Consider the following 19432-nt stretch of genomic DNA (forward strand, 5'->3'; position numbering starts at 1 on the left):
GTGCTTCGGTCGTCGCGCACGCTCAGCGGATGCCGTTCGTCACGGTGGAGGCCATCTGGTCGGCGGCCTGGATCACCTTGGAGTTCATCTCGTAGGCGCGCTGGGCGGAGATGAGGTTGGTGATCTCCTTCACCGGATCGACGTTGGAGGCCTCGAGGTAGCCCTGGTGGATCTTGGCGTAGCCGGGGTCGGCGGGCACGCCGACGACCGGCTGACCCGACGCCTCGGTCTCGCGATAGAGGTTGCCGCCCATCGGCTCGAGGCCGGTCTCGTTGGCGAAGTTGGCGAGCGTCAGCTGCCCGAGGTTCTCGAGCTGCTGCTGATCGGGCACGCGGGCGAAGACCTGGCCGGACTGGTTGACCACGATCTCGACCGTGTTCTCCGGCACCTCGATCGCCGGGTCGACGAGGTAGCCCTCCATGGTGACGAGCTGGCCCTCGGCGTTGGTGTTGAACGAGCCCGCGCGGGTGTAGAGGATCTCGCCCTCCGGCCCCTGCACCTGGAACCAGCCGCGCCCGTCGAGCGCGAGGTCGAGCTTGTTGCCGGTCTGCGAGAGCGCGCCCTGCAGATGCAGGTTCCGGATCGCGGCCGTGCGCACGCCGAGCCCGAGGTTCGCCCCCTCCGGGATCGCCGCCTCGCCCCCGCGCATGGGCACGCCCTGGAGCCGCTCGGTCTGGTAGAGCAGATCGGTGAACTCGGCACGCGCGCGCTTGAAGGCGGTGGTGTTGATGTTGGCGATGTTGTTGGCGATGACCTCGACGTTGAGCTGCTGGGCGTTCATGCCGGTAGCGGCGATTGCGAGCGCTTTCACGGGGTCTCTCCTCGTTGTCCGGATGGGCGAGGGGAACGCTCCCACGCGGAGCCTGCGCGAGGCTTGTCGAGGCTCACGCGTCGACGCCGGCCGGACGGCGGATTTGACAAAGCTTACGGATTTTACCAATCTCACATCCGGGAGGTCGGCATGGCGGAAGTCGAGCGAGAGCGGCGGCGAGAGCGGGTTATCGGGCACGCGCGCACCACGGCGTCGCGCGGACGATCGGCTCTGGCCGAGATCGTCGAGACGGCGGTTCAGCTCGACGAGGACGAACGCGTGATCGCCGCGCGATTCCTGCGGAAGATGCTGGCGGATCATCGTTCGATCCTGCCCGAGGTGGTTTCGGAGAAAGACGCGGGATCGGCGTTCCTCTCCTATCGCGACGCGGCCCTCGAGCGGGCGCGCGAGCGCGGACGCACGAGCGCGGCCGTGACGCTGTCCTCGCCGGACATGCTGAGCGCGCAGGAGATCGCCGAGCGTCTCGGCGTCACCCGGATGACGGTGAACGCGTGGCGCAAGGCCGGGCGGCTGATCGGTCTCTCCGGCGCCAAGCGCGGCTACCGCTTCCCGGCTTGGCAGCTCGACGAACACGGTCGGCCGTTCGCGCAGCTGCCGCGTCTCCTGGAGCTTCTGGACGGAAGCGGCTGGGCCGTGCACCGGTTCATGACGAGCCCGCAGCCCGAGCTCGGGGGATCGACCGGCCGTGACGCGCTCGGGGAGGGACGCGGCGAAGCAGCGCTGCAGGCGGCCGAGAGCATCGCCCGCGGAACCTTCGCCTGATCGACGAATGCCGGCCGCAGCACCGCCGCCCGCATTCGCGACGAGCCGGCTCGTGACAATGCGCCTCGAAGCGGGCGTTCGGCTGCGCCGCATCTTCGGACGCGGCTTTCCGGATCCGCTCGGCTTCGCGAAGACCCCGAGCCGTTTCAGCGATCCGCGACACCTGCCCGAAGCGGAACGCTACGGTGTCCTCTACCTCGGCGACGGAGCAAAGGTCTGCTTCCTCGAAGCCGTCCTGCGTGATCGGCGCGACGGCGTCGTCGGCGGCGTCGAGATCGAGGAGCGGGAGCTGATCGCACGCTCGATCGCCACCGTCACGGTGCGCGCGCCACTGGCCCTCGTCGACCTCCGCGTCGACGGCGCGGTCCGCATGGGCGTGCCGAGCGACGTCGTCCGAGGGTCGGACCAGCTGCCGGCGCGGGACTGGGCGCTCGCCCTTCACGAGCATCCCTCGCGGCCGGACGGGATCGCCTACCCGTCACGCCTGAACGCCCAGACGAACGTCGCGGTCTTCGAGCGGGCGATCCACAAGCTCGAGGTCTCATCCGTGACGCCGCTCCTCGACGATCGGGAGATCGCCGACATGCTCGATGTCTTCGAGATCGCGCTCGTGCCGGACGGCGCGGGTGCCTGACGCCCGCCTCAGATCTGCATCCGGCTGATTTCCTGGTAGGCCTGCACTACCTTGTCGCGCACCGCGATGGCGGTCTGGAGCGTGCGCTCGGCGTTCATCACGGCCTCGACCACCTGCTGGACCGAGGCCTTGCCGTTCATGCCGGCGATGGAGGCGGCCTCGGCCTCGCGCAGGACGTCGACGCCCTGCGCGGCGACGTCGGCGAGGACCGCGCCGAAGTCCGGCCCGCCGGCCGCGGCGGCGGAGCCCGCTTGGGCCGGCGGCGCCGTGAGGGCGAGGCGCTCGGCTGCGCGCGCGGCGCCGAGGCCGGACACGCCCGAGAGGCTGGAGAGGCTGGAGAGGGAACCGACGGCGTCGATCATCACTGGCTCCTGAGCAGGTCGATGGTCTGGGCGACCATGGAGCGGGTCTGGCGGATCACCGCGAGGTTGGCCTCGTAGGCGCGGTTGGCCTCGCGCATGTCGGCCATCTCGACGAGCATGTTGACGTTGGGCAGCTTGACCATGCCGTTCTCGTCGGCGGCGGGGTGCGACGGGTCGTACTCCGTGCGGAACGGGGCGCGATCGGCGCCGACCCCGTCCACCGAGACGAGGCTCGCCCCCGAGGCCCGGTCGACGAGGCTCTCGAACGTCACCGTCTTGCGCCGGTAGGGGTCCGCGCCCGCAGCGTCGCCGGTGGCGTTCGCGTTGGCGAGGTTCTCGGCGATGATGCGCATGCGGGTCGACTGGGCCTCGAGGCCCGAGCCCGCGATGCGCGAGGCGGAGGTCAGGGGATCGATCATCGGGCGCTCTGCATCAGCATGCGGTGGAAGGACTTCACGACCGAGGTCGCGAGCGAGTGCTCGCGGCTCGCGGAGGAGGCCTTGATCAGCTCCTCCTCGATGCTCACCGAGTTGCCGGAATGGGTCACCGCCCAGCCGTCGCGGGTGCGCGTCTCGGAGACCCGCGAGTCCTGCGTCGGCAGGAGGTGATCCGGCCGCGTCGCCGCGAGCTGGAGGCTCGTGCGGTCGAACACGTCCCGGAACGGCTCGACGTCGCGAGCGCGGAAGCCCGGCGTGCTCGCGTTCGCCACGTTCTCGGCGATCGTCGCCTGGCGCACGGAGAGCCATTCGGACTTGCGCGAGGCGAGGCTGAAGAGGTGGATGCCGTCGACCACGGACGAAGCTCCTCGTCGTTTCGGACGAGGCGAGACTGCCCGGCGTGCCTTGCGTCGGGCTTGCGGCCCGGCGCGGAGCGCCCGAGGCGATCGGTTCACGGAGGATGAACCATACCGGCCAACGGGGCGGCGCGCGGGGCGGGACCTTTACCCTGCCCGTGCGACGACGGCTCGGATCGGCGCACGTGGCCCGGAATCTGCGCAATTCGTCGCGAATGCCGCACAGGCGTCCCGCGGCGGGACGCATCCGCGGCGCACGGGTACGCAAGAGGAGATCGCCATGCACCGGATCGGGACGCCGGCGGACGCCGGCCGGATCGGCTGGGTCGACGCCGCCAAGGGGATCTGCATCGTCTTCGTTGTGATGATGCACGCGACCCTCGGCGTCGGCGAGAGCATGGGCGGCGAGGGCTTCATGCACGTGGTCGTCGCCTTCGCGGCGCCCTTCCGCATGCCGGACTTCTTCCTGATCTCGGGCCTGTTCCTGGCGCGCGTGGTCGACCGCGACTGGCGCACCTACGGCGACAAGCGCATCCTCCACTTCGCCTACTTCTACCTGCTCTGGCTCGTGATCCAGTCGCTCGCGAAGATCGGCTCGGTCTCGGACGGCACGCTCGTCGGCTTCCTGGAGCACCTCGCGGTCTCCCTCGTCGAGCCGTACTCGACGCTGTGGTTCGTCTACATGCTGGCGATCTTCTCGGTCGTGGCGAAGCTCGTGCGCCGGCTGAGCCCCGTGCTGGTTCTCGCGGTGGCGGCGGCGCTCGAGATCGCGCCGATCCACACCGGCTGGTTCCTGCTCGACGAGTTCTGCGCGCGCCTCGTCTACTTCCTCGCGGGCTGGCACCTCGCCCCCGCGCTGTTCCGCCTCGCCGAGGCGGCCGTCGCCCGCAAGGGCGCCGCGCTCGCCTTCCTCGGCGTCTGGGCCGTGGTCAACGGCGTGCTGGCCCTGACCGAGGTGACGGTTCTCGGCGCCACGACGACGCTCGCCGCGCTCCCCGTGGTGAGCCTCGCGCTGGGCGGGGCGGGCGCGGCGGCGATCGTCGCCGTCTCGGCGCTGATCGCGGGGACCGCGGTCGGGCGGCCGTTCGCCTACGCCGGTGCGCACTCGATCGCGGTCTACCTCGCCTTCTTCTTCCCCATGGCCGCCACCCGCGAGGTGCTGCTGCGCACGGGCGTCGTCGACGATGTCGGCGTGGTCTCCCTCGTCGTCACGCTCGCCGCGGTGATCGCGCCGCTGGTGCTCGAGCGCATCGTCCGGCACGGGCCGGCGTCCTTCCTGTTCGAGCGGCCGGCCTGGGCGCGGCTCGGGCCGCGGCGGCGGACGGTGGCGGCTCCGGCGGAGTGAGGCGCGCCGGCTTCGCGGCGCGGAGGGGACGGTTGCGGGGCGCGCCGGAAGGCGCCATCTTGTCGGGTGTTCGGCGATCGCGGAGCGGTGGAGGATCGACGTCATGAGCGAGGTCACCAGCCGGGTGACGGCCGAGGGCACCGTCACGATCCCGGAGGATCTCCGGACGCTCGTCGGGCTCGCCCCCGGGAGCCGGGTCGCGTTCGACCGGACCGAGGATGGCCACATCGTGATGCGCAAGGTCGATCCGGAGGTCGCCGCGCGCGTCGCGCGCTATCGCGGTCACGCGGGACCGGGGATGACGACGGACGAGGTGCTGCGGCTCACGCGTGGCCGCGCGCCTGGGGATCCGTTCGACTGATGCTCGTCGACGGCAACGTCGTGCTCGATCTGGTCACGAGCGATCCCGTCTGGGGCGACTGGTCGAATGCACGGATCGACGAGGCGCTGAGCGCCGGGCCGCTCTTCATCACGGATATCGTCTACGCGGAGCTCGCCGTGCGCGACGCGCGCGTGGACGATCTGGAGGCCATGCTGGCGGGCATCGGCCTGCAGCTCGCCCGGACGCCGCGCGCCGCTCTCCACGTCGCCGCGCAAGCGTTCGGCCGCCTGCTCGCGAACGGCGGGCGGCGCACCAGCGTCATTCCCGACTTCTTCATCGGTGCTCATGCCGTGGTCGAGGGCTGGCCGTTGCTGACGCGCGACCCCAAGCCGTTCCGTCGCTACTTCCCGCAAGTCCGCCTGATCACCCCACCCGCAAATCCTTGACTCCCCGCCCTTCCCCCTGTAGGCCCCCTCCCGCAAGCTCTTCGTCGCAGACGAACGCTCGATCCGCCGACCGGTCCCGCGAGGCCGGAGGTCAACGCCCGACAGCGCGTCGCGCCCTCGGGCGCGATCCGCGTTGCGTCCGTGGCGGGAGCGGTGGCGAGGCGGGGGCGTGGTCCCCATATCGAGCCGGGTGAGCATGAGCGAGACGACGCGCGAGGGCGAGACCCTCGACATCGCGCAGGCGGTGAACGACACCTGCCCGTGGTCGGGAAAGCCGATCGCGGCGGATTCGCTCGCGCGCTATCGCGGCCGCGTGGTCGGCTTCTGCAATCCCGGCTGCCGCGACGAGTTCGTGGCGGCGACGGCGCATTTCGACGCGGCCATCGACGCCGCGGAGGAGGCCGACCAAACCCCGCTCATCGCCAAAGGGCTCGACTGACCATGTTCGAAGGCCTCTCAGACCGCCTCTCCGGCATCCTCGACGGGCTCACGCGCCGCGGCGCGCTCTCCGACGCCGACGTCGCCGAGGCCCTGCGCGAGGTGCGCCGGGCGCTGCTCGAGGCGGACGTGGCGCTCGAGGTGGTGCGCTCCTTCACCGACCGCGTGCGCGAGCGGGCGGTGGGCGCCGAGGTGGTGAAGTCGGTCACGCCCGGGCAGATGGTCGTCAAGATCGTCAACGACGCGCTCGTCGAGATGCTCGGCGCCGACGCCGAGACGATCGACCTGCGCGCCGAGCCGCCGGTGCCGATCCTGATGGTCGGCCTGCAGGGCTCGGGCAAGACCACGACCACCGCCAAGATCGCCAAGCGCCTCTCCGAGCGCGAGAAGAAGCGCGTGCTGATGGCCTCGCTCGACACGCGCCGCCCGGCCGCGATGGAGCAGCTCGCGATCCTCGGCAAGCAGGTCGGCGTCGACACGCTGCCGATCGTGGCCGGCCAGTCGGCGGTGCAGATCGCCCGGCGCGCCATGCAGGCGGCGCGGCTCGGCGGCTACGACGTGGTGATGCTCGACACGGCCGGCCGCGTCACGGTCGACGAGCAGCTGATGGCGGAGGCCGCCGAGGTCGGCCGCGCGGTCGAGGCGCACGAGGTGCTCCTCGTCGCCGACGCGCTCACCGGCCAGGACGCGGTGAACACCGCGCGGGCCTTCGACGCCCGCATGGGCCTCACCGGCATCGTGCTGACCCGCATGGACGGTGACAGCCGCGGCGGCGCGGCGCTCTCGATGCGCGCGGTGACGGGCAAGCCGATCAAGCTGATCGGCACCGGCGAGAAGGTGGAGGCGCTCGAGGAATTCCACCCGAGCCGCGTCGCCAACCGCATCCTGGGCATGGGCGACATCGTCTCGCTGGTCGAGAAGGCCGCGCAGACGATCGACCAGGAGAAGGCCGTGCGCATGGCCGAGCGCATGCGCAAGGGCAAGTTCGACCTCGAGGATCTCTCCGAGCAGCTCGGCCAGATGGAGAAGATCGGCGGCGTCGGCGGGCTCATGGGCATGATGCCCGGCATGGGCGCCATGAAGAAGCAGCTCGAGGGCGCCAAGGTCGACGACAAGATGATCAAGCGCCAACGCGCGATCATCTCCTCGATGACGCCGGCCGAGCGCAGGAATCCGGACATCCTCAAGGCCTCGCGCAAGAAGCGCATCGCCGCGGGCGCCGGCATGAAGGTCGAGGACGTCAACAAGCTCCTCAAGATGCACCGCCAGATGGCCGACGTGATGAAGGCCATGGGCAAGAACAAGAAGGGCGGCATCGCCGGCGCGCTCGGCGGCATGTTCGGGCTCGGCGGCGGCGGCATGGGTGGCGGCATGGGCGGAATGGGGGGCGGAATGGGCGGCATGCCCGAGCCGACACCCGAGATGATCGCCGACATGCAGAAGAAGCTCGGTGTCGGAGGCGGCGGGTTGCCGCCGATGCCGCCCGGGCTCGGTGGACCCGCGAAGCCCGGCCTGCCCGGGCTCGGCGGCCCGAAGGGCGGCGGCGGCCTGCCCGGCCTGGGTGGCGGCTTCCCGTTCGGGGGCAGGAAGAAGTGAGCGCGTTCGCCCTCGAGATCCCGCGGCTGGAGACCGAGCGGCTCGTCCTGCGCGGATGGCGCGAGGCGGATTTCGAGCCCTTCGCCGCCTTCTACGCGGACGAGGAGAGCGCCCGCCACGTCGGCGGCTTGGCCGACCGCATCGACGCCTGGCGCCGCATGGCGAGCTACGCGGGCCATTGGCAGCTGCGGGGCTACGGTTTCTGGGCGCTCGAGGAGAAGGCGTCGGGGGAGTTCGTGGGCTATTGCGGCCTCTGGTTCCCCGAAGGCTGGCCCGAGCCCGAGGTCGGCTGGGGGCTGATGCCCGCCTTCCGCGGTCGCGGCCACGTCGGCGAGGCGGCGCTGCGCGCCCGCGCCTACGCCTACGGTACCCTGGGGTGGACGACGCTGATTTCGTCGATCGACCCCGACAACCATGCCTCCGCGCGCGTGGCCCAGCGACTGGGCGCATGGCGGGACGGCACGTTCGACCTGCGCGGGGAGGTGATGGACGTCTGGCGCCATCCCGGCCCCGACGCGCTCGATCCGACGTCCGGGATGCACCGGACCTCACCCACGCGACCCTAGACCTCATCCAGGAGAGAAGAGCATGCCCCTCAAGATCCGCCTCACCCGCGGCGGCGCCAAGAAGCGTCCGTACTACCGCATCGTCGTCGCCGATTCGCGCTCCCCGCGCGACGGCCGCTTCATCGACCGGATCGGTTCCTACGACCCGATGAAGCCCAAGGACGCCGCCGACCGCATCGTCCTCGACGTCGAGAAGGCGAAGGCCTGGCTCGAGAAGGGCGCCCAGCCGACCGACCGCGTGCTGCGCTTCCTCGACCAGGCGGGCCTCGCCAAGCGCCCCGCGCGCGCGAACCCGGAGAAGGGCAAGCCCGGCAAGAAGTCCCAGGAGCGCGCCGCCGAGCGTGCCAAGCGCGAGGCCGACGCGGCCGAGGCCGCCTCCGGCGCCGAGGCGTGAAGCCGATGCCGGGCCGCAGGCCGGCCGCGCGCCGCGGCGCGCGGACGCCCGGCCCGGCCGAGCAGACCCGTCCGGCCTCCCCGCCCGCGGCAGGCGCCGCGGCTCCCGCGGGAGATCTCGTGCGCGTGGCCGAACTCGGCCGCGCCCACGGCGTGCGCGGCGAGATCCGGCTCAAGTCCTTCACCGAGGACCCGCTGGGCGTCACCCGGCTCGGGCCCCTCGCGGCGCCGGACGGACGGCGCTTCACCATCGAGAGCGCGCGGCGCGCACCGGGCGGCGCGCCCGACCTGCTCGTCGTGCGCCTTTCCGGCGTGAGCGACCGCACCGCGGCCGAGGCGCTGACCCGCACGCCGCTCCACGCGCCGCGCACGGCGCTGGCGCCCCCCGATCCGGACGAGGACGCGTATCTCGCCGCCGACCTGATCGGCCTCGCCGTCCTCGACGAGGGAGGCGGGCCCATCGGCCGGATCGTCGCCGTGCCCGATTTCGGCGCGGGCGATCTCCTCGAGATCGCGCCCGCGCAGGGCGGCCCCACCGCCTTCCTCCCCTTCACCCGCGCCTTCGTGCCCGAGGTCGCCGTCGCCGCCGGCCGCGTGGTCGTGCGCCCGCCCGCGGACCTGTTCGCCCCCGCCCGCGGCGCGCCGCCGCCGGAGGACGATGCGCCATGACCGCGCCCGAGCCCCCGCTCGGGGCGGCGCCTTTCCGCGCGAGCGTGCTGACCCTCCACCCCGACATGTTCCCCGGCCCGCTCGCAGTCTCGCTCTGCGGCGAGGCGCTGGCGCGCGGGACCTGGTCGCTCGAGGCGCGCGACATCCGCGCCTTCGGGCGCGGGCGGCATCGGGCGGTGGACGACACCCCCGCCGGCGGCGGCCCGGGCATGGTGATGCGCGCCGACGTCCTCGCCGAGGCGATCGACGCCGCCTCCCCCGCCGACGACCCGCGCCCGCGCCTGCTGATGAGCCCGCGTGGGCGCCCGCTCGAGCAGGGCTTCGTGCGCGCGCTCGCCGCCGGCCCCGGTGCCCTGATCGTCTGCGGGCGCTTCGAGGGCGTCGACGAGCGGGTGATCGAGGGGCGGGATCTCGTCGAGGTCTCGATCGGCGACTACGTGCTCTCCGGCGGCGAGATCGCCGCGATGGTGCTCCTCGACGCGATCGTGCGGCTCCTGCCCGGCGTGATGGGCGCCGCCGCCTCCGGCGAGGAGGAGAGCTTCGAGGGCGGGCTGCTCGAGTACCCGCACTACACCCGCCCCCGCGGCTGGGAGGGACGCGCCATCCCAGACGTCCTCCTCTCGGGCGACCACGGGCGCATCGCCCGCTGGCGGCGCGAGGCGGCGCGCGCGCTCACCCGCGCGCGGCGGCCCGACCTGCTCGGCGACTGATCCTCGCATCCGCCGGCTGCGATCAACGCGCCTCTTCCCACGGCGCACGGGCCGGCTTAAGCTTCGTGCATGAGCGAGCTCGTCACAGGCATCAGACACGCGAAGCCGGCCGATGCGGCCGCGATCTCGAAGGTCTTCGACGCGGCCTGGCGGGAGGCGTACGGCGGCATCATCCCCGGCGTCGCGCTCGAGCGGATGATCCAGCGCCGCGGCCCGCGCTGGTGGGCGTTCTCGCTGCGCCGCGGGCGACCGCTCGCGGTGCTCGACGTGAGCAAGACCATCGCCGGATACGCGTCCTACGGCCGCTGCCGCGATCGGTCCCTGCCCGCCGAGGGCGAGATCGACGAGCTCTACCTCGCGCCCGAGTACCAGGGCGTGGGCCTGGGCCGGCGGCTCTTCCGCGCCGTCGTGAACGATCTCGGCGATCGCGGAGCGCGCGCCGTCGCCGTCTGGTGCCTGTCCGACAACGAGCGCGCGTGCCGGTTCTACGAGCGGCTGGGCGGGCGGCTCGTGGCCGAGGGGCGCGAGCGAATCGGCTCCGACCAATTGCCCAAGAAGGCCTACCTGTTCGAGCGGTGAGCGCCGCTCGGGCTCCCCCGCGGGCGTGCCGGCGGCGAAAGTCGTCCTTGTGCGCCGCCGCGCGGGAAGCTACCAAGCCGCCACCGCAAGCCCCCGCGACGCGCGCGGCGCGTCCGCGACGAGGAGGATCGCCATGCGCATCGACGCCGTCTCCATCGGCAAGAACCCGCCCCACGAGGTGAACGTCATCGTCGAGGTGCCGATCGGCGGCGAGCCGATCAAGTACGAGCTCGACAAGGAGGCGGGCACGCTGGTGGTGGACCGCTTCCTCTACACCTCGATGCGCTACCCGGGCAATTACGGCTTCGTGCCCCACACGCTCTCCGACGACGGGGACCCGGTGGACGTGCTCGTCGCCAACACCCGCGCCATCGTGCCCGGCGCCATCATCGCCGTGCGCCCGGTCGGCGTGCTGATCATGGAGGACGAGGCGGGGCAGGACGAGAAGATCATCGCCGTGCCGACGACGAAGCTCACGCGCCGCTACGAGAACGTCAAGACCGTCGCCGACATGCCGAAGATCACGCTCGAGCAGATCGAGCACTTCTTCGCGCACTACAAGGATCTCGAGCCCGGCAAGTGGGTGAAGATCGTGCGCTGGGGTGACGCCGAGGAGGCGCTCGCCATGATCTCGGCGGGGATCGAGAAGGCCAGGGCCAAGCGCGGCGGGTGAAGGGCCGGGAGGCCGTGGCCGCACCCGGCCTTCCTCGACGCACGTGCACGCACCGACCGATCCGGAAGAAGAGAAGCCCGGGCCTCGCGGCCCGGGCTTCTCGATGCGTACGTGGGGACGCCGTCCGTCAGAGCGTGAAGAACCGCTCGCGCGCCGCGATGAAGCGCGCGTCGTTCTGCTCGGTGCGCGTGCGCACGAGCGCCAGCGCCTCGAGGTAGCTCTCGGTGGTCCGAGCGGTGAGCGCGTCGCTCGAGTTCCGAAGCTCCTCGATGATCTCCTTGGCCGCGTTGGCGCCCGCCTCGAGGATCTCGTCGGGGAAGTAGCGGACCGTGACGCCGTGATCGTTGACGAGCGTGGCGAGCGCACGCGGATCGTTGGCGTAGAAGTCGGACGCGACCTGATCGTACTCGGCCTGCGAGCAATCGCGCACGATCGCCTGGAGATCGGACGGCAGTTCCTGATACTTGGCCTTGTCGACCACGAGTTCGGTCGCGAGGCCCGGCTCGATGAAGGAGGGGAAGTAGTAGTTCTTGGCGATCTGATGGAAGCCCAACGCCAGGTCGTTGTAGGGGCCGACGAACTCGGCCGCGTCGAGCGTGCCGGCCTGCAGCGCCGGGAAGATCTCGCCGCCTGCCATGTTGGTGACCGAGGCGCCCAGCTTCTCCCAGACCCGGCCGCCGAGGCCCGGCGTGCGGAAGCGCAGCCCCTGGATGTCGGACAGGCCCGTCAGCTCGGTGCGGAACCAGCCCCCGGCCTGCGTGCCGGTGTCGCCGGAGAGGAAGCCCTGGACGCCGAACTGGTCGTAGATGTCGTCCCAGATCTCCTGGCCGCCCATGAAGCGCACCCACGCGGCCAGCTCGCGCGAGGTCATCCCGTAGGGAACGCCGGTGAAGAAGGCCAGGCCCTGGCTCTTGTTGAGCCAGTAATAGGCCGCGCCGTGGCTCATCTCGGCGGTGCCGTCGATGACCGCGTCGAGCGACTGGAGCGGCGGCACCAGCTCGCCGGCCGAGAACACCTGGACCGTCAGCCGGCCGCCGGAGGCGGCGGTGATGCGATCGGCCAGGCGCTGCGCGCCGACGCCGAGGCCCGGGAAGTTGCGCGGCCAGGTCGTGACCATGCGCCAGGTGATGTTGCCCTGCGCGATCGCCGGGGCCGCGAGGCCGGATGCGGCGGCGACGCCGCCGACGGCAGCGCCCTTCAGGAATTGACGACGTTCCATTACGTGAACCCTCCATCGTTATGGGCTTACCGGACCCGTACCCTCCGCGCGTGGAACCGCGGGAGGGGTGCGCGGCTCGCGGGCGCGGACTGGCGTGTCGCGCACCGCCGGACCCGGCGCGCGCGCACCTTAGCAACACCGGAACGAAAGACAACAGAGCGCAACCGTGCCGGACCACGTCCGCTCGGTCGTTTGCATCGCCGGTCAGGCGGCGGGCCCGTCTCGGGGATCGCGCGCGGGCGCCGGCGCGTCGTCCGGCGGCCGGCGCGTGCGGAACACCACCGGCAGCACGAAGCCGATGCCGAGGAAGCGCGCGAGGTGGTGCACGCCGACATAGAGCGGGTCGAGCCCCATCACGAGCGCGAGCACCACCATCGCCTCGAGCCCGCCCGGCGCGAAGGCGACGAGCGCCTCCGCGAGCGGAGCGCCGGCGAAAGCCACCGCGAGGCCGGCGAAGGCGCCCGCCACCGCCATGCCGACGACGAAGGCGGTCAGCGCCGCGGGCACGAGCCAGCGGATGGCGGCGAGATCGAGCGTGTTGAAGCGCTGCGCGATGTACACGCCGATGAGCACGAAGCCGAGCGTGGCGATCGCGTCCGGGATCGGCCCCGCCACGGTGCCGCTGACGTAGGCCACGCCGCTGAACAGGGTCGCGCCCAGGAGCAGCGGCGCGGCGAGCCCGATCCGCTCGAAGCCGACGCCGACCACCACGCCCCCGAGCAGCACGACGGCGAGCGTGAGGGCCCCCGCCGTCTCCGGCGCGGGCGCCGTGCCCGCGATTCCACCGGCGACGGCGGGGGCCTCCCCACCCCCGCCGCCGGCGGCGACGAGGAAGGGCAGGACGATGATGAGGAAGAGCAGGCGCGTCGACTGGACGATGCCGATCCCCGCGACGTCCGCACGGCGCTCGGCGGCGATCGCCATCACGGCGGTGAGCGCGCCCGGCACGGTCGCGAGCACCGCGTCGTCGCGCCGCCAGCCGAAGCCGCGCGTCAGGACGAGCGAGGAGGCGAGCGTCGTCGCGACGACGGCGGCGGCGAGGAAGAGGAGGCTCAGCGGATAGCGGCCGGCCGCGGCCAGCGTGTCGGGCGTCATGCCCGCGCCGATCACGGCGCCGGAGACCACCATCGCCGTCTCGGCGAGCGCGCGGGGCATGATCACGGCGAGCCCGAAACGCCCCAGCAGGATCACCGCGACGACGGCGCCCGAGAGCCACGAGGCCGGCACGCCCAGCACGGTGAACAGCCACCCGCCGCACCAGGCGACGGCGACCTGCACCACCTGCGCGACCGGCGACGCGCGGTAGGTCTCGAGGCGCAGGCGCGGTGTCACGGCGACGGTGCCACTTTCTCGCGCGCCTTGCGATCGATCAATGTTCGGGGCGCGCGACCCTGCCATTGTCCTCCGCGACGGGGCGCTGTTCCTGGCGGTTGCCGTCGCGGACGCCCGGCGTAATCTCGGGGGAGTTGCGCCGGGCGTCTTGTTCTCTCGTCGGGTCCGCGATCCTAGCGGATCCGTTCGCGCGGGGAAGCCCGCGCGACGCACACCGGGGCTGTGCGCGGTGCGCAGGGGCGCCCGTCAGCGGCTCGCCGTCTCCCCGGAGAGCGTCAGCTCCAGATAGGTCGCCGTCACCGGCTCGATCTGCGCGGCGACGCGCGCGGCCATCGACTCCTCCTCGGCGAGGGACTGCCTGAAGGCCGTGACCGAGGCCGTGTCGCCCGCGCGCTCGGCGATGGCGATGAGCGAGCGGTAGGCGGCGATCTCGTAATTCTCCAGCGCGTGGTCGGCGTAGAGGTTCTTGAGAATCTCGTCCTGCGCCGGGGCGTGGAAGATCGCGGCGAGGTTCCCGGCGATGCCGAGCGCGCCCTCCTTGACGCTGGAGGGGGAGGAGCCCTGGCCGTCGAGCGCGGTGGCGAGGCGGTCGCGCTGGTGCTTCGTCTCCTCGATGTGCGCCTCGAGGATGGCCTTCATCTGCGGATAGCGCTCGAGCCGCTCGACCTGGCGCTCCATGGCCTGGAGCGCCTGGAGCTCGAGGGCGTGGGTGTTCTTCAGTGCGGTGACGTAGGTGGATTGGAGATCCGTCATGGCTCTCTCCCTTTCGCGATGGCGTCGATCGCCGGGCGAACGGCGCGGCGCCCCGCGGGTTCCGACGCGCGAATGGGCTGGCATCCCACGAAAATTAGTCTATGGTCCGCGCCGTCGGCTCCGATGACGGGGCCGGCCGCTCGTGCACGACCCCGCTGGACGACATCCCGGCCGGGCCGAGGCGCGCGCGAGATCGAGCCGGGCGGCGCATGCGCCGCGCTCACCCGCTCCGCAGGACGCGCTCCCCTCCGTGAGATCCGTGTCCCGCCGGCGGGACGGCGCCCGCGGGGGCGTCGCCGGTCGGCTCACCGCACGAACGAGAAGGACGAAGACGATGTCGATCACGCCCGAGCGCAAGGCCGCGCTCATCAAGGAGTATGCGCAGAAGGACGGCGACACGGGGTCGCCGGAGGTGCAGATCGCGATCCTCACGGAGCGCATCACCAACCTCACGGACCACTTCAAGAGCCACGCGAAGGACAACCATTCGCGCCGCGGCCTCCTGAAGATGGTCTCCCAGCGCCGCTCCCTCCTCGACTATCTCAAGCGCGGCGACGAGGCGCGCTATCGCTCCGTCATCGAGCGCCTCGGCATCCGCCGCTGAAGACGGCGCCGGGCGCCCGGGGGGCATCCTCCGGCGCCCGGCGCCTTCGCCCCGCCGGTCCCGGACCGGCGCCGGGCCCATCGTCATCGCCCGGTCGATGACCATGGACAGGATCGCCGGAGGCTCCCCGCACCGCGCGCGGAGCCTCCCGCCGTCTTGCCCATGGCGTCGCGCGGGCCGACCGACCGCACGCAGGCAAGAGAGACCGACAGACATGTTCGACATCCAACGCGAAGAGCTGATCTGGGCCGGGCGCAAGCTCGTCCTCGAGACCGGCAAGATGGCCCGCCAGGCCGACGGCGCCGTGGTCGCCACCTACGGCGACACCACCGTGCTCGCCACCGTCGTCGCCGCCAAGGAGCCCAAGCCCGGCATCGACTTCATGCCGCTCACGGTGAACTACCAGGAGCGCACCTACGCCGCCGGCCGCATCCCCGGCGGCTACTTCAAGCGCGAGGGCCGCCCGACGGAGAAGGAGACGCTCGTCTCGCGCCTGATCGACCGCCCGATCCGCCCGCTCTTCCTCGACGGCTGGCGCAACGACACGCAGGTCATCGTGACCGTGCTCTCGCACGACCTCGAGAACGATCCCGACGTCGTCGCCATGGTCGCCGCCTCCGCGGCGCTGACGCTCTCGGGCGTGCCCTTCACCGGCCCCGTCGGCGCGGCGCGCGTCGGCTGGATCAACAATGCCTACGTGCTGAACCCGACGCTGGCCGAGATGGAGGACTTCACCCTCGATCTCGTCGTCGCCGGCACGCAGGACGCGGTGCTGATGGTCGAGTCCGAGGCGCGCGAGCTGCCCGAGGACGTGATGCTCGGCGCCGTGATGTTCGGCCACAAGCACTTCCAGCCGGTCATCGACGCGATCATCCGCCTCGCCGAGAAGGCCGCCAAGGAGCCGCGCGACTTCGCCCCGCCGGAGCGCGAGGAGGTCATCGAGGCCGTGCTCGCCGCCGCGGGCGACGACCTGCGCGCCGCCTACAAGATCACCGACAAGCAGGCGCGCTACAAGGCGGTGGACGCCGCCAAGGCGAAGGTCATGGCCGCGCTCGTGCCGGCAGAGGGCGAGGCGCGCTTCGAGGCCGAGGCGGTCAAGGGCGCGTTCAAGGAGGCCCAGGCGCGCGTCGTGCGCTGGAACATCCTCGACACCGGCGCGCGCATCGACGGCCGCGACCTGAAGACGGTCCGCCCGATCGTCTCCGAGGTCGGCGTGCTGCCGCGCACCCACGGCTCGGCGCTGTTCACCCGCGGCGAGACGCAGGCGCTCGTCGTCGCGACGCTCGGCACCGGCGAGGACGAGCAGTTCGTCGACGCGCTGGAGGGGACGCGCAAGGAGCGCTTCCTGCTGCACTACAACTTCCCGCCCTATTCCGTGGGCGAGACCGGCCGCATCGGCTCGCCGGGCCGCCGCGAGATCGGCCACGGCAAGCTCGCCTGGCGCGCGCTGCGCCCGATGCTGCCGCCGGCGCACGAGTTCCCCTACACGCTGCGCGTCGTCTCGGAGATCACCGAGTCGAACGGCTCCTCCTCGATGGCCACCGTCTGCGGCACCTCGCTGTCGCTGATGGACGCCGGCGTGCCGCTGCGCCGCCCGGTGGCGGGCATCGCCATGGGCCTCATCCTCGAGGGCGAGCGCTTCGCGGTGCTCTCCGACATCCTCGGCGACGAGGACCATCTCGGCGACATGGACTTCAAGGTGGCCGGCACGGAAGCGGGCATCACCTCGCTCCAGATGGACATCAAGATCGCCGGCATCACCGAGGAGATCATGAAGGTCGCCCTCGACCAGGCCAAGGGCGGGCGCGAGCACATCCTCGTGGAGATGGCGAAGGCGCTGACCGCGCCGCGCGCCGAGCTCGGCGAGTACGCCCCGCGCATCGAGGTGATGAAGATCCCCACCGACAAGATCCGCGAAGTGATCGGCACCGGCGGCAAGGTCATCCGCGAGATCGTGGAGAAGACCGGCGCCAAGGTGAACATCGAGGACGACGGCACGGTGAAGATCGCCTCCTCCGACGGCGCGGCGATCAAGGCGGCCTTCAACTGGATCCGCTCCATCGTGGCGGAGCCGGAGGCGGGCGCGATCTACGAGGGCAAGGTCGTGAAGGTGATGGAGTTCGGCGCCTTCGTGAACTTCTTCGGCTCGCGCGACGGCCTCGTCCACATCTCCGAGCTCGCGCCCCAGCGCGTCGCCACGGTCAAGGACGTGGTGAAGGAGGGCGACACCGTGAAGGTGAAGTTCCTCGGCATGGACGACCGCGGCAAGATCAAGCTCTCGATGAAGGTCGTCGACCAGGCGACCGGCGAGGACCTCTCCAAGAAGCGCGCCGAGAGCACGCCCGAGGGCGAGGCCCCGGCCGCCGAGGCCGGCGAGGGCTCCGGCGGCAACGGCGAGGGCCGCCCGCGCCGCCGCGGCGGGCGCCGCGGGGAGTGATGCGGGGGCGGCGGTGGCCGCCTTTCGCTACCATCGAGTTCTGGGAGCGCGGCCCTTCGGGGCCGCGCTTTTTGTCAGAACGCGTTGGGCAATCCGGCATGCTTCAGGGTGGCGTTGGCCGTATGGCGCGACTCGATCGCGCCGTCGACGGTCACGGAGCGGCCTGTGATCGGGCTCCACCAGATCTCGTGATCGCGGCGCCCCTGGCGCCTGGAAGTGCAGCCGGCCTCGGTGCGCAGCTGCCTGACGAGCTTCGTGTAGTCGTTCACGCCACGTCGCGCAGCGCCACGCGCTGTCCATGGGATGCCACGACCTCGAGGGCGACCTCCTCGACCGCCCCACCCTCGAACCCGTTCTCCTCGATCAGGTCCGCCACCATCCCCGGCAGCCGGGCGATGAGCGCGTCGAGGCTCGTGGCCTCCGCGGCGAGGCCGGGGAGCGAGCTGTGCTCCACGTACCAGACGTCGGCTTCGTCGTCGAAGACGGCCTTCACGAGGACGAGACGGCTCGCCATCGCAGTGCTCCAGGATGTCGCGCTCGCGCGTTTCCGAGCACAGGATAGCCGCACCGCCGCGTGACGCGAAGCCCTCTCACCTCCCCATCAGCGCCCGCTTCGTCGCCGCGTCCGCGGGGAAGAACGCCTCGATGGCCAGCTCCGAGAGCGTGACGTCCACCGGCGTGCCGAACACCGTCACCGTCGAGACGAAGGCGAGCTCGCCCAGCGGCGTGCGCAGGCGCAGCGGCAGGGCGATCGCGGCCGCGGCGCCGCCGCCCGGCGACGGGACGTCCGGCGGCGGGGCGGGATAGGCGGCGATCTCCTCGGCGAGCGCGGCGAGGATCGGGTCGGCGGTCGTCGCCACCTGCCGGGCGAGCCGCTCGAGGATGTGGGCGCGCCAGTCGCCGAGGTTGACGATCGCCGGCGCGAGCCCGCCCGGATGCAGGCTCAGCCGCAGCACGTTGACCGGCGGCTCGAGCAGCGCCGCATCCGCGACGCCAGCGAGCAGCGGCGGCACGGCGGCGTTCATGGCGAGAAGCGTCCAGTACCGGTCGACCGCGAGCGCCGGATAGGGCTCGTGGCCCTCGAGCACGCGCGTCACCGCCTCGCGCGCAGCGGCGAGCGTCGGATCGTCGAGCCGCCGCTCGGGATAGAGCGGCGCATAGCCCGCCGCGAGCAGCAGCGCGTTGCGCTCGCGCAGCGGGACGCCGAGATGCTCGGCGAGCCGCAGCACCATCTCCCTGCTCGGTCGCGCGCGCCCGCTCTCGCAGAAGCTCAGATGCTTCTGCGAGATCTCGGCGTCGAGCGCCAGATCGAGCTGGCTCAGCCGCCGGCGGCGGCGCCACAGGCGCAGGTGATCGCCGAAGGAGCCCGGCGCGGGCGAGAGGGCGGCGTCGTTCATGGAGCGGAGGCTACGCCGCTGCGGGCGCGCGGCCAATTACCTCGCGCACCATCGACCCGCGGTCGCGTTCGGGCGAGCCTCGCCCCGTTCCCGATCGTCCATCCGCACTGGAGACACGCCATGACCGCCCCCGTCGCCGCCACCCCGGTCGCGCACCGCGCCTACCCCATGGACCGGCGTCTCCGGCGCGCCCTCCTCGTCGACGTCGCCGCGAGCGGCGCCCTCGGCATCGCCCTCACGATCGCCGCGGGCGCGCTCGCCGACCCACTCGGCCTGCCGGAGATCCTCCTGCGGATCGTCGGTGTCGTCTGCCTCGGCTGGGCGGGCGTTCTCCGGCTCGCGGCGACGCGCCCGCGTCTCCCGCGGTTCGCCGCCTGGGGGATCGTCGAGGGCAACGCGCTGTGGGTCGCGGCGAGCCTCGTCCTCCTCGCGAGCGGCCTCGTCGCGCCGACCGCCCTCGGCCTCGCCTTCGTTCTCGCGCAGGCGGCGCTCGTAGCCGGCTTCACGGTCGCGCAGGCCCTCGCGCTGCGCGGCCCGCGCGCCGCCGGCGCGGCGTGAGGCGCAGCCCCC

The 19432-nt window shown here is 72.1% G+C and carries 26 protein-coding genes; 16 read left to right on the plus strand and 10 right to left on the minus strand.

The annotated features are described in order from the left end of the window. Window positions 1-22: 22 nt before the first annotated feature. Window positions 23-811 carry a flagellar basal-body rod protein FlgG gene (flgG, locus tag AB9M23_RS19335; protein ID WP_372426216.1) on the minus strand — a complete coding sequence of 263 codons (789 nt, stop codon included), beginning with the start codon at window positions 809-811 and terminating at the stop codon, window positions 23-25. Window positions 812-961: 150 nt separating this feature from the next. Here flgG and AB9M23_RS19340 point away from each other — a divergent pair, with 150 nt between their 5' ends. Together AB9M23_RS19340 and AB9M23_RS19345 are read left to right on the plus strand one after the other, a co-directional pair. Next, a complete protein-coding gene (locus AB9M23_RS19340; protein ID WP_372426217.1) occupies window positions 962-1594 on the plus strand; it encodes a helix-turn-helix domain-containing protein in 633 nt (210 codons plus the stop codon). A 58-nt stretch (window positions 1595-1652) separates the two neighbouring features. Then, window positions 1653-2228, plus strand: coding sequence for an RES family NAD+ phosphorylase (locus AB9M23_RS19345; RefSeq protein WP_372426266.1), 576 nt, complete (start codon window positions 1653-1655; stop codon window positions 2226-2228). Window positions 2229-2236: 8 nt separating this feature from the next. Here AB9M23_RS19345 and fliE read toward each other — a convergent pair whose 3' ends face one another. From fliE to flgB, 3 genes are read right to left on the minus strand one after another with little or no spacing between them, the layout of a single operon-like run. Beyond that, complete coding sequence (fliE, locus tag AB9M23_RS19350; protein WP_372426218.1) at window positions 2237-2590, minus strand: flagellar hook-basal body complex protein FliE; 354 nt, start codon at window positions 2588-2590, stop codon at window positions 2237-2239. Further along, window positions 2590-3006 carry a flagellar basal body rod protein FlgC gene (gene flgC, locus AB9M23_RS19355; protein WP_372426267.1) on the minus strand — a complete coding sequence of 139 codons (417 nt, stop codon included), beginning with the start codon at window positions 3004-3006 and terminating at the stop codon, window positions 2590-2592. The genes fliE and flgC overlap by 1 nt, the downstream gene beginning before the upstream one ends. Beyond that, window positions 3006-3383 carry a flagellar basal body rod protein FlgB gene (flgB, locus tag AB9M23_RS19360; protein WP_372426219.1) on the minus strand — a complete coding sequence of 126 codons (378 nt, stop codon included), beginning with the start codon at window positions 3381-3383 and terminating at the stop codon, window positions 3006-3008. The genes flgC and flgB overlap by 1 nt, the downstream gene beginning before the upstream one ends. A gap of 280 nt (window positions 3384-3663) precedes the next feature. On the opposite strand from flgB, the gene AB9M23_RS19365 reads away from it, so the two are divergent. The 11 genes from AB9M23_RS19365 to ppa all read left to right on the plus strand — a co-directional run bounded on the left by AB9M23_RS19365 (window position 3664) and on the right by ppa (window position 11120). Further along, the gene (locus AB9M23_RS19365; RefSeq protein ID WP_372426220.1) at window positions 3664-4728 is read left to right on the plus strand and encodes an acyltransferase family protein; all 1065 of its coding nucleotides are present in this window, start codon (window positions 3664-3666) and stop codon (window positions 4726-4728) included. A gap of 103 nt (window positions 4729-4831) precedes the next feature. After that, a complete protein-coding gene (locus AB9M23_RS19370; protein ID WP_372426221.1) occupies window positions 4832-5089 on the plus strand; it encodes an AbrB/MazE/SpoVT family DNA-binding domain-containing protein in 258 nt (85 codons plus the stop codon). Next, on the plus strand, window positions 5086-5496 hold the full coding sequence (locus AB9M23_RS19375) for a type II toxin-antitoxin system VapC family toxin (protein ID WP_372426268.1): 411 nt from the start codon (window positions 5086-5088) through the stop codon (window positions 5494-5496). Before AB9M23_RS19370 ends, AB9M23_RS19375 begins: the two co-directional genes overlap by 4 nt. Window positions 5497-5692: 196 nt before the next feature. Beyond that, the gene (locus AB9M23_RS19380; protein ID WP_372426222.1) at window positions 5693-5935 is read left to right on the plus strand and encodes a glutathione S-transferase; all 243 of its coding nucleotides are present in this window, start codon (window positions 5693-5695) and stop codon (window positions 5933-5935) included. A 2-nt stretch (window positions 5936-5937) separates the two neighbouring features. Continuing rightward, window positions 5938-7530 (plus strand): signal recognition particle protein, encoded by a 1593-nt coding sequence (gene ffh / locus AB9M23_RS19385; RefSeq protein WP_372426223.1) that lies wholly within the window; start codon window positions 5938-5940, stop codon window positions 7528-7530. Then, the gene (locus tag AB9M23_RS19390; protein ID WP_372426224.1) at window positions 7527-8096 is read left to right on the plus strand and encodes a GNAT family N-acetyltransferase; all 570 of its coding nucleotides are present in this window, start codon (window positions 7527-7529) and stop codon (window positions 8094-8096) included. The genes ffh and AB9M23_RS19390 overlap by 4 nt, the downstream gene beginning before the upstream one ends. 22 nt (window positions 8097-8118) lie before the next feature. Next, window positions 8119-8490: a 30S ribosomal protein S16 gene (rpsP, locus tag AB9M23_RS19395; RefSeq protein WP_372426225.1), complete on the plus strand. Its 372-nt coding sequence runs from the start codon at window positions 8119-8121 to the stop codon at window positions 8488-8490. Window positions 8491-8495: 5 nt separating this feature from the next. Beyond that, complete coding sequence (rimM, locus tag AB9M23_RS19400) at window positions 8496-9158, plus strand: ribosome maturation factor RimM (RefSeq protein WP_372426226.1); 663 nt, start codon at window positions 8496-8498, stop codon at window positions 9156-9158. Beyond that, on the plus strand, window positions 9155-9868 hold the full coding sequence (gene trmD / locus AB9M23_RS19405; protein WP_372426227.1) for a tRNA (guanosine(37)-N1)-methyltransferase TrmD: 714 nt from the start codon (window positions 9155-9157) through the stop codon (window positions 9866-9868). Before rimM ends, trmD begins: the two co-directional genes overlap by 4 nt. Window positions 9869-9937: 69 nt before the next feature. Beyond that, window positions 9938-10447: a GNAT family N-acetyltransferase gene (locus AB9M23_RS19410; protein ID WP_372426228.1), complete on the plus strand. Its 510-nt coding sequence runs from the start codon at window positions 9938-9940 to the stop codon at window positions 10445-10447. A gap of 133 nt (window positions 10448-10580) precedes the next feature. Further along, window positions 10581-11120, plus strand: a complete 540-nt coding sequence (ppa, locus tag AB9M23_RS19415; RefSeq protein WP_372426229.1) for an inorganic diphosphatase — start codon at window positions 10581-10583, stop codon at window positions 11118-11120. A 127-nt stretch (window positions 11121-11247) separates the two neighbouring features. On the opposite strand, the gene AB9M23_RS19420 is transcribed toward ppa, so the two are convergent. From AB9M23_RS19420 to AB9M23_RS19430, 3 genes are all read right to left on the minus strand, one after another. After that, window positions 11248-12339: a TRAP transporter substrate-binding protein gene (locus AB9M23_RS19420; RefSeq protein ID WP_372426230.1), complete on the minus strand. Its 1092-nt coding sequence runs from the start codon at window positions 12337-12339 to the stop codon at window positions 11248-11250. 204 nt (window positions 12340-12543) lie between these two features. Continuing rightward, the gene (locus tag AB9M23_RS19425; protein ID WP_372426231.1) at window positions 12544-13671 is read right to left on the minus strand and encodes an AbrB family transcriptional regulator; all 1128 of its coding nucleotides are present in this window, start codon (window positions 13669-13671) and stop codon (window positions 12544-12546) included. Between the two features lie 246 nt (window positions 13672-13917). Then, the gene (locus AB9M23_RS19430; protein ID WP_372426232.1) at window positions 13918-14424 is read right to left on the minus strand and encodes a ferritin-like domain-containing protein; all 507 of its coding nucleotides are present in this window, start codon (window positions 14422-14424) and stop codon (window positions 13918-13920) included. Window positions 14425-14758: 334 nt separating this feature from the next. Here AB9M23_RS19430 and rpsO point away from each other — a divergent pair, with 334 nt between their 5' ends. Both rpsO and pnp read left to right on the plus strand, forming a co-directional pair. Further along, the gene (gene rpsO, locus AB9M23_RS19435; RefSeq protein WP_372426233.1) at window positions 14759-15028 is read left to right on the plus strand and encodes a 30S ribosomal protein S15; all 270 of its coding nucleotides are present in this window, start codon (window positions 14759-14761) and stop codon (window positions 15026-15028) included. A 214-nt stretch (window positions 15029-15242) separates the two neighbouring features. Further along, window positions 15243-17465, plus strand: coding sequence for a polyribonucleotide nucleotidyltransferase (gene pnp / locus AB9M23_RS19440; protein WP_372426234.1), 2223 nt, complete (start codon window positions 15243-15245; stop codon window positions 17463-17465). A gap of 74 nt (window positions 17466-17539) precedes the next feature. On the opposite strand, the gene AB9M23_RS19445 is transcribed toward pnp, so the two are convergent. The 3 genes from AB9M23_RS19445 to AB9M23_RS19455 all read right to left on the minus strand — a co-directional run bounded on the left by AB9M23_RS19445 (window position 17540) and on the right by AB9M23_RS19455 (window position 18862). Beyond that, a complete protein-coding gene (locus AB9M23_RS19445) occupies window positions 17540-17734 on the minus strand; it encodes a type II toxin-antitoxin system HicA family toxin (protein WP_372426235.1) in 195 nt (64 codons plus the stop codon). Next, the gene (locus AB9M23_RS19450; protein ID WP_372426236.1) at window positions 17731-17979 is read right to left on the minus strand and encodes a DUF1902 domain-containing protein; all 249 of its coding nucleotides are present in this window, start codon (window positions 17977-17979) and stop codon (window positions 17731-17733) included. Before AB9M23_RS19450 ends, AB9M23_RS19445 begins: the two co-directional genes overlap by 4 nt. A 76-nt stretch (window positions 17980-18055) precedes the next feature. Then, window positions 18056-18862 (minus strand): helix-turn-helix transcriptional regulator, encoded by an 807-nt coding sequence (locus tag AB9M23_RS19455; RefSeq protein WP_372426237.1) that lies wholly within the window; start codon window positions 18860-18862, stop codon window positions 18056-18058. Between the two features lie 120 nt (window positions 18863-18982). On the opposite strand from AB9M23_RS19455, the gene AB9M23_RS19460 reads away from it, so the two are divergent. Beyond that, window positions 18983-19420, plus strand: a complete 438-nt coding sequence (locus AB9M23_RS19460) for a hypothetical protein (protein WP_372426238.1) — start codon at window positions 18983-18985, stop codon at window positions 19418-19420. The last annotated feature ends 12 nt before the right edge of the window (window positions 19421-19432 follow it).

The sequence above is a fragment of the Salinarimonas chemoclinalis genome, from assembly GCF_041514305.1.
GTDB classification, from domain to species: domain Bacteria; phylum Pseudomonadota; class Alphaproteobacteria; order Rhizobiales; family Beijerinckiaceae; genus Salinarimonas; species Salinarimonas chemoclinalis.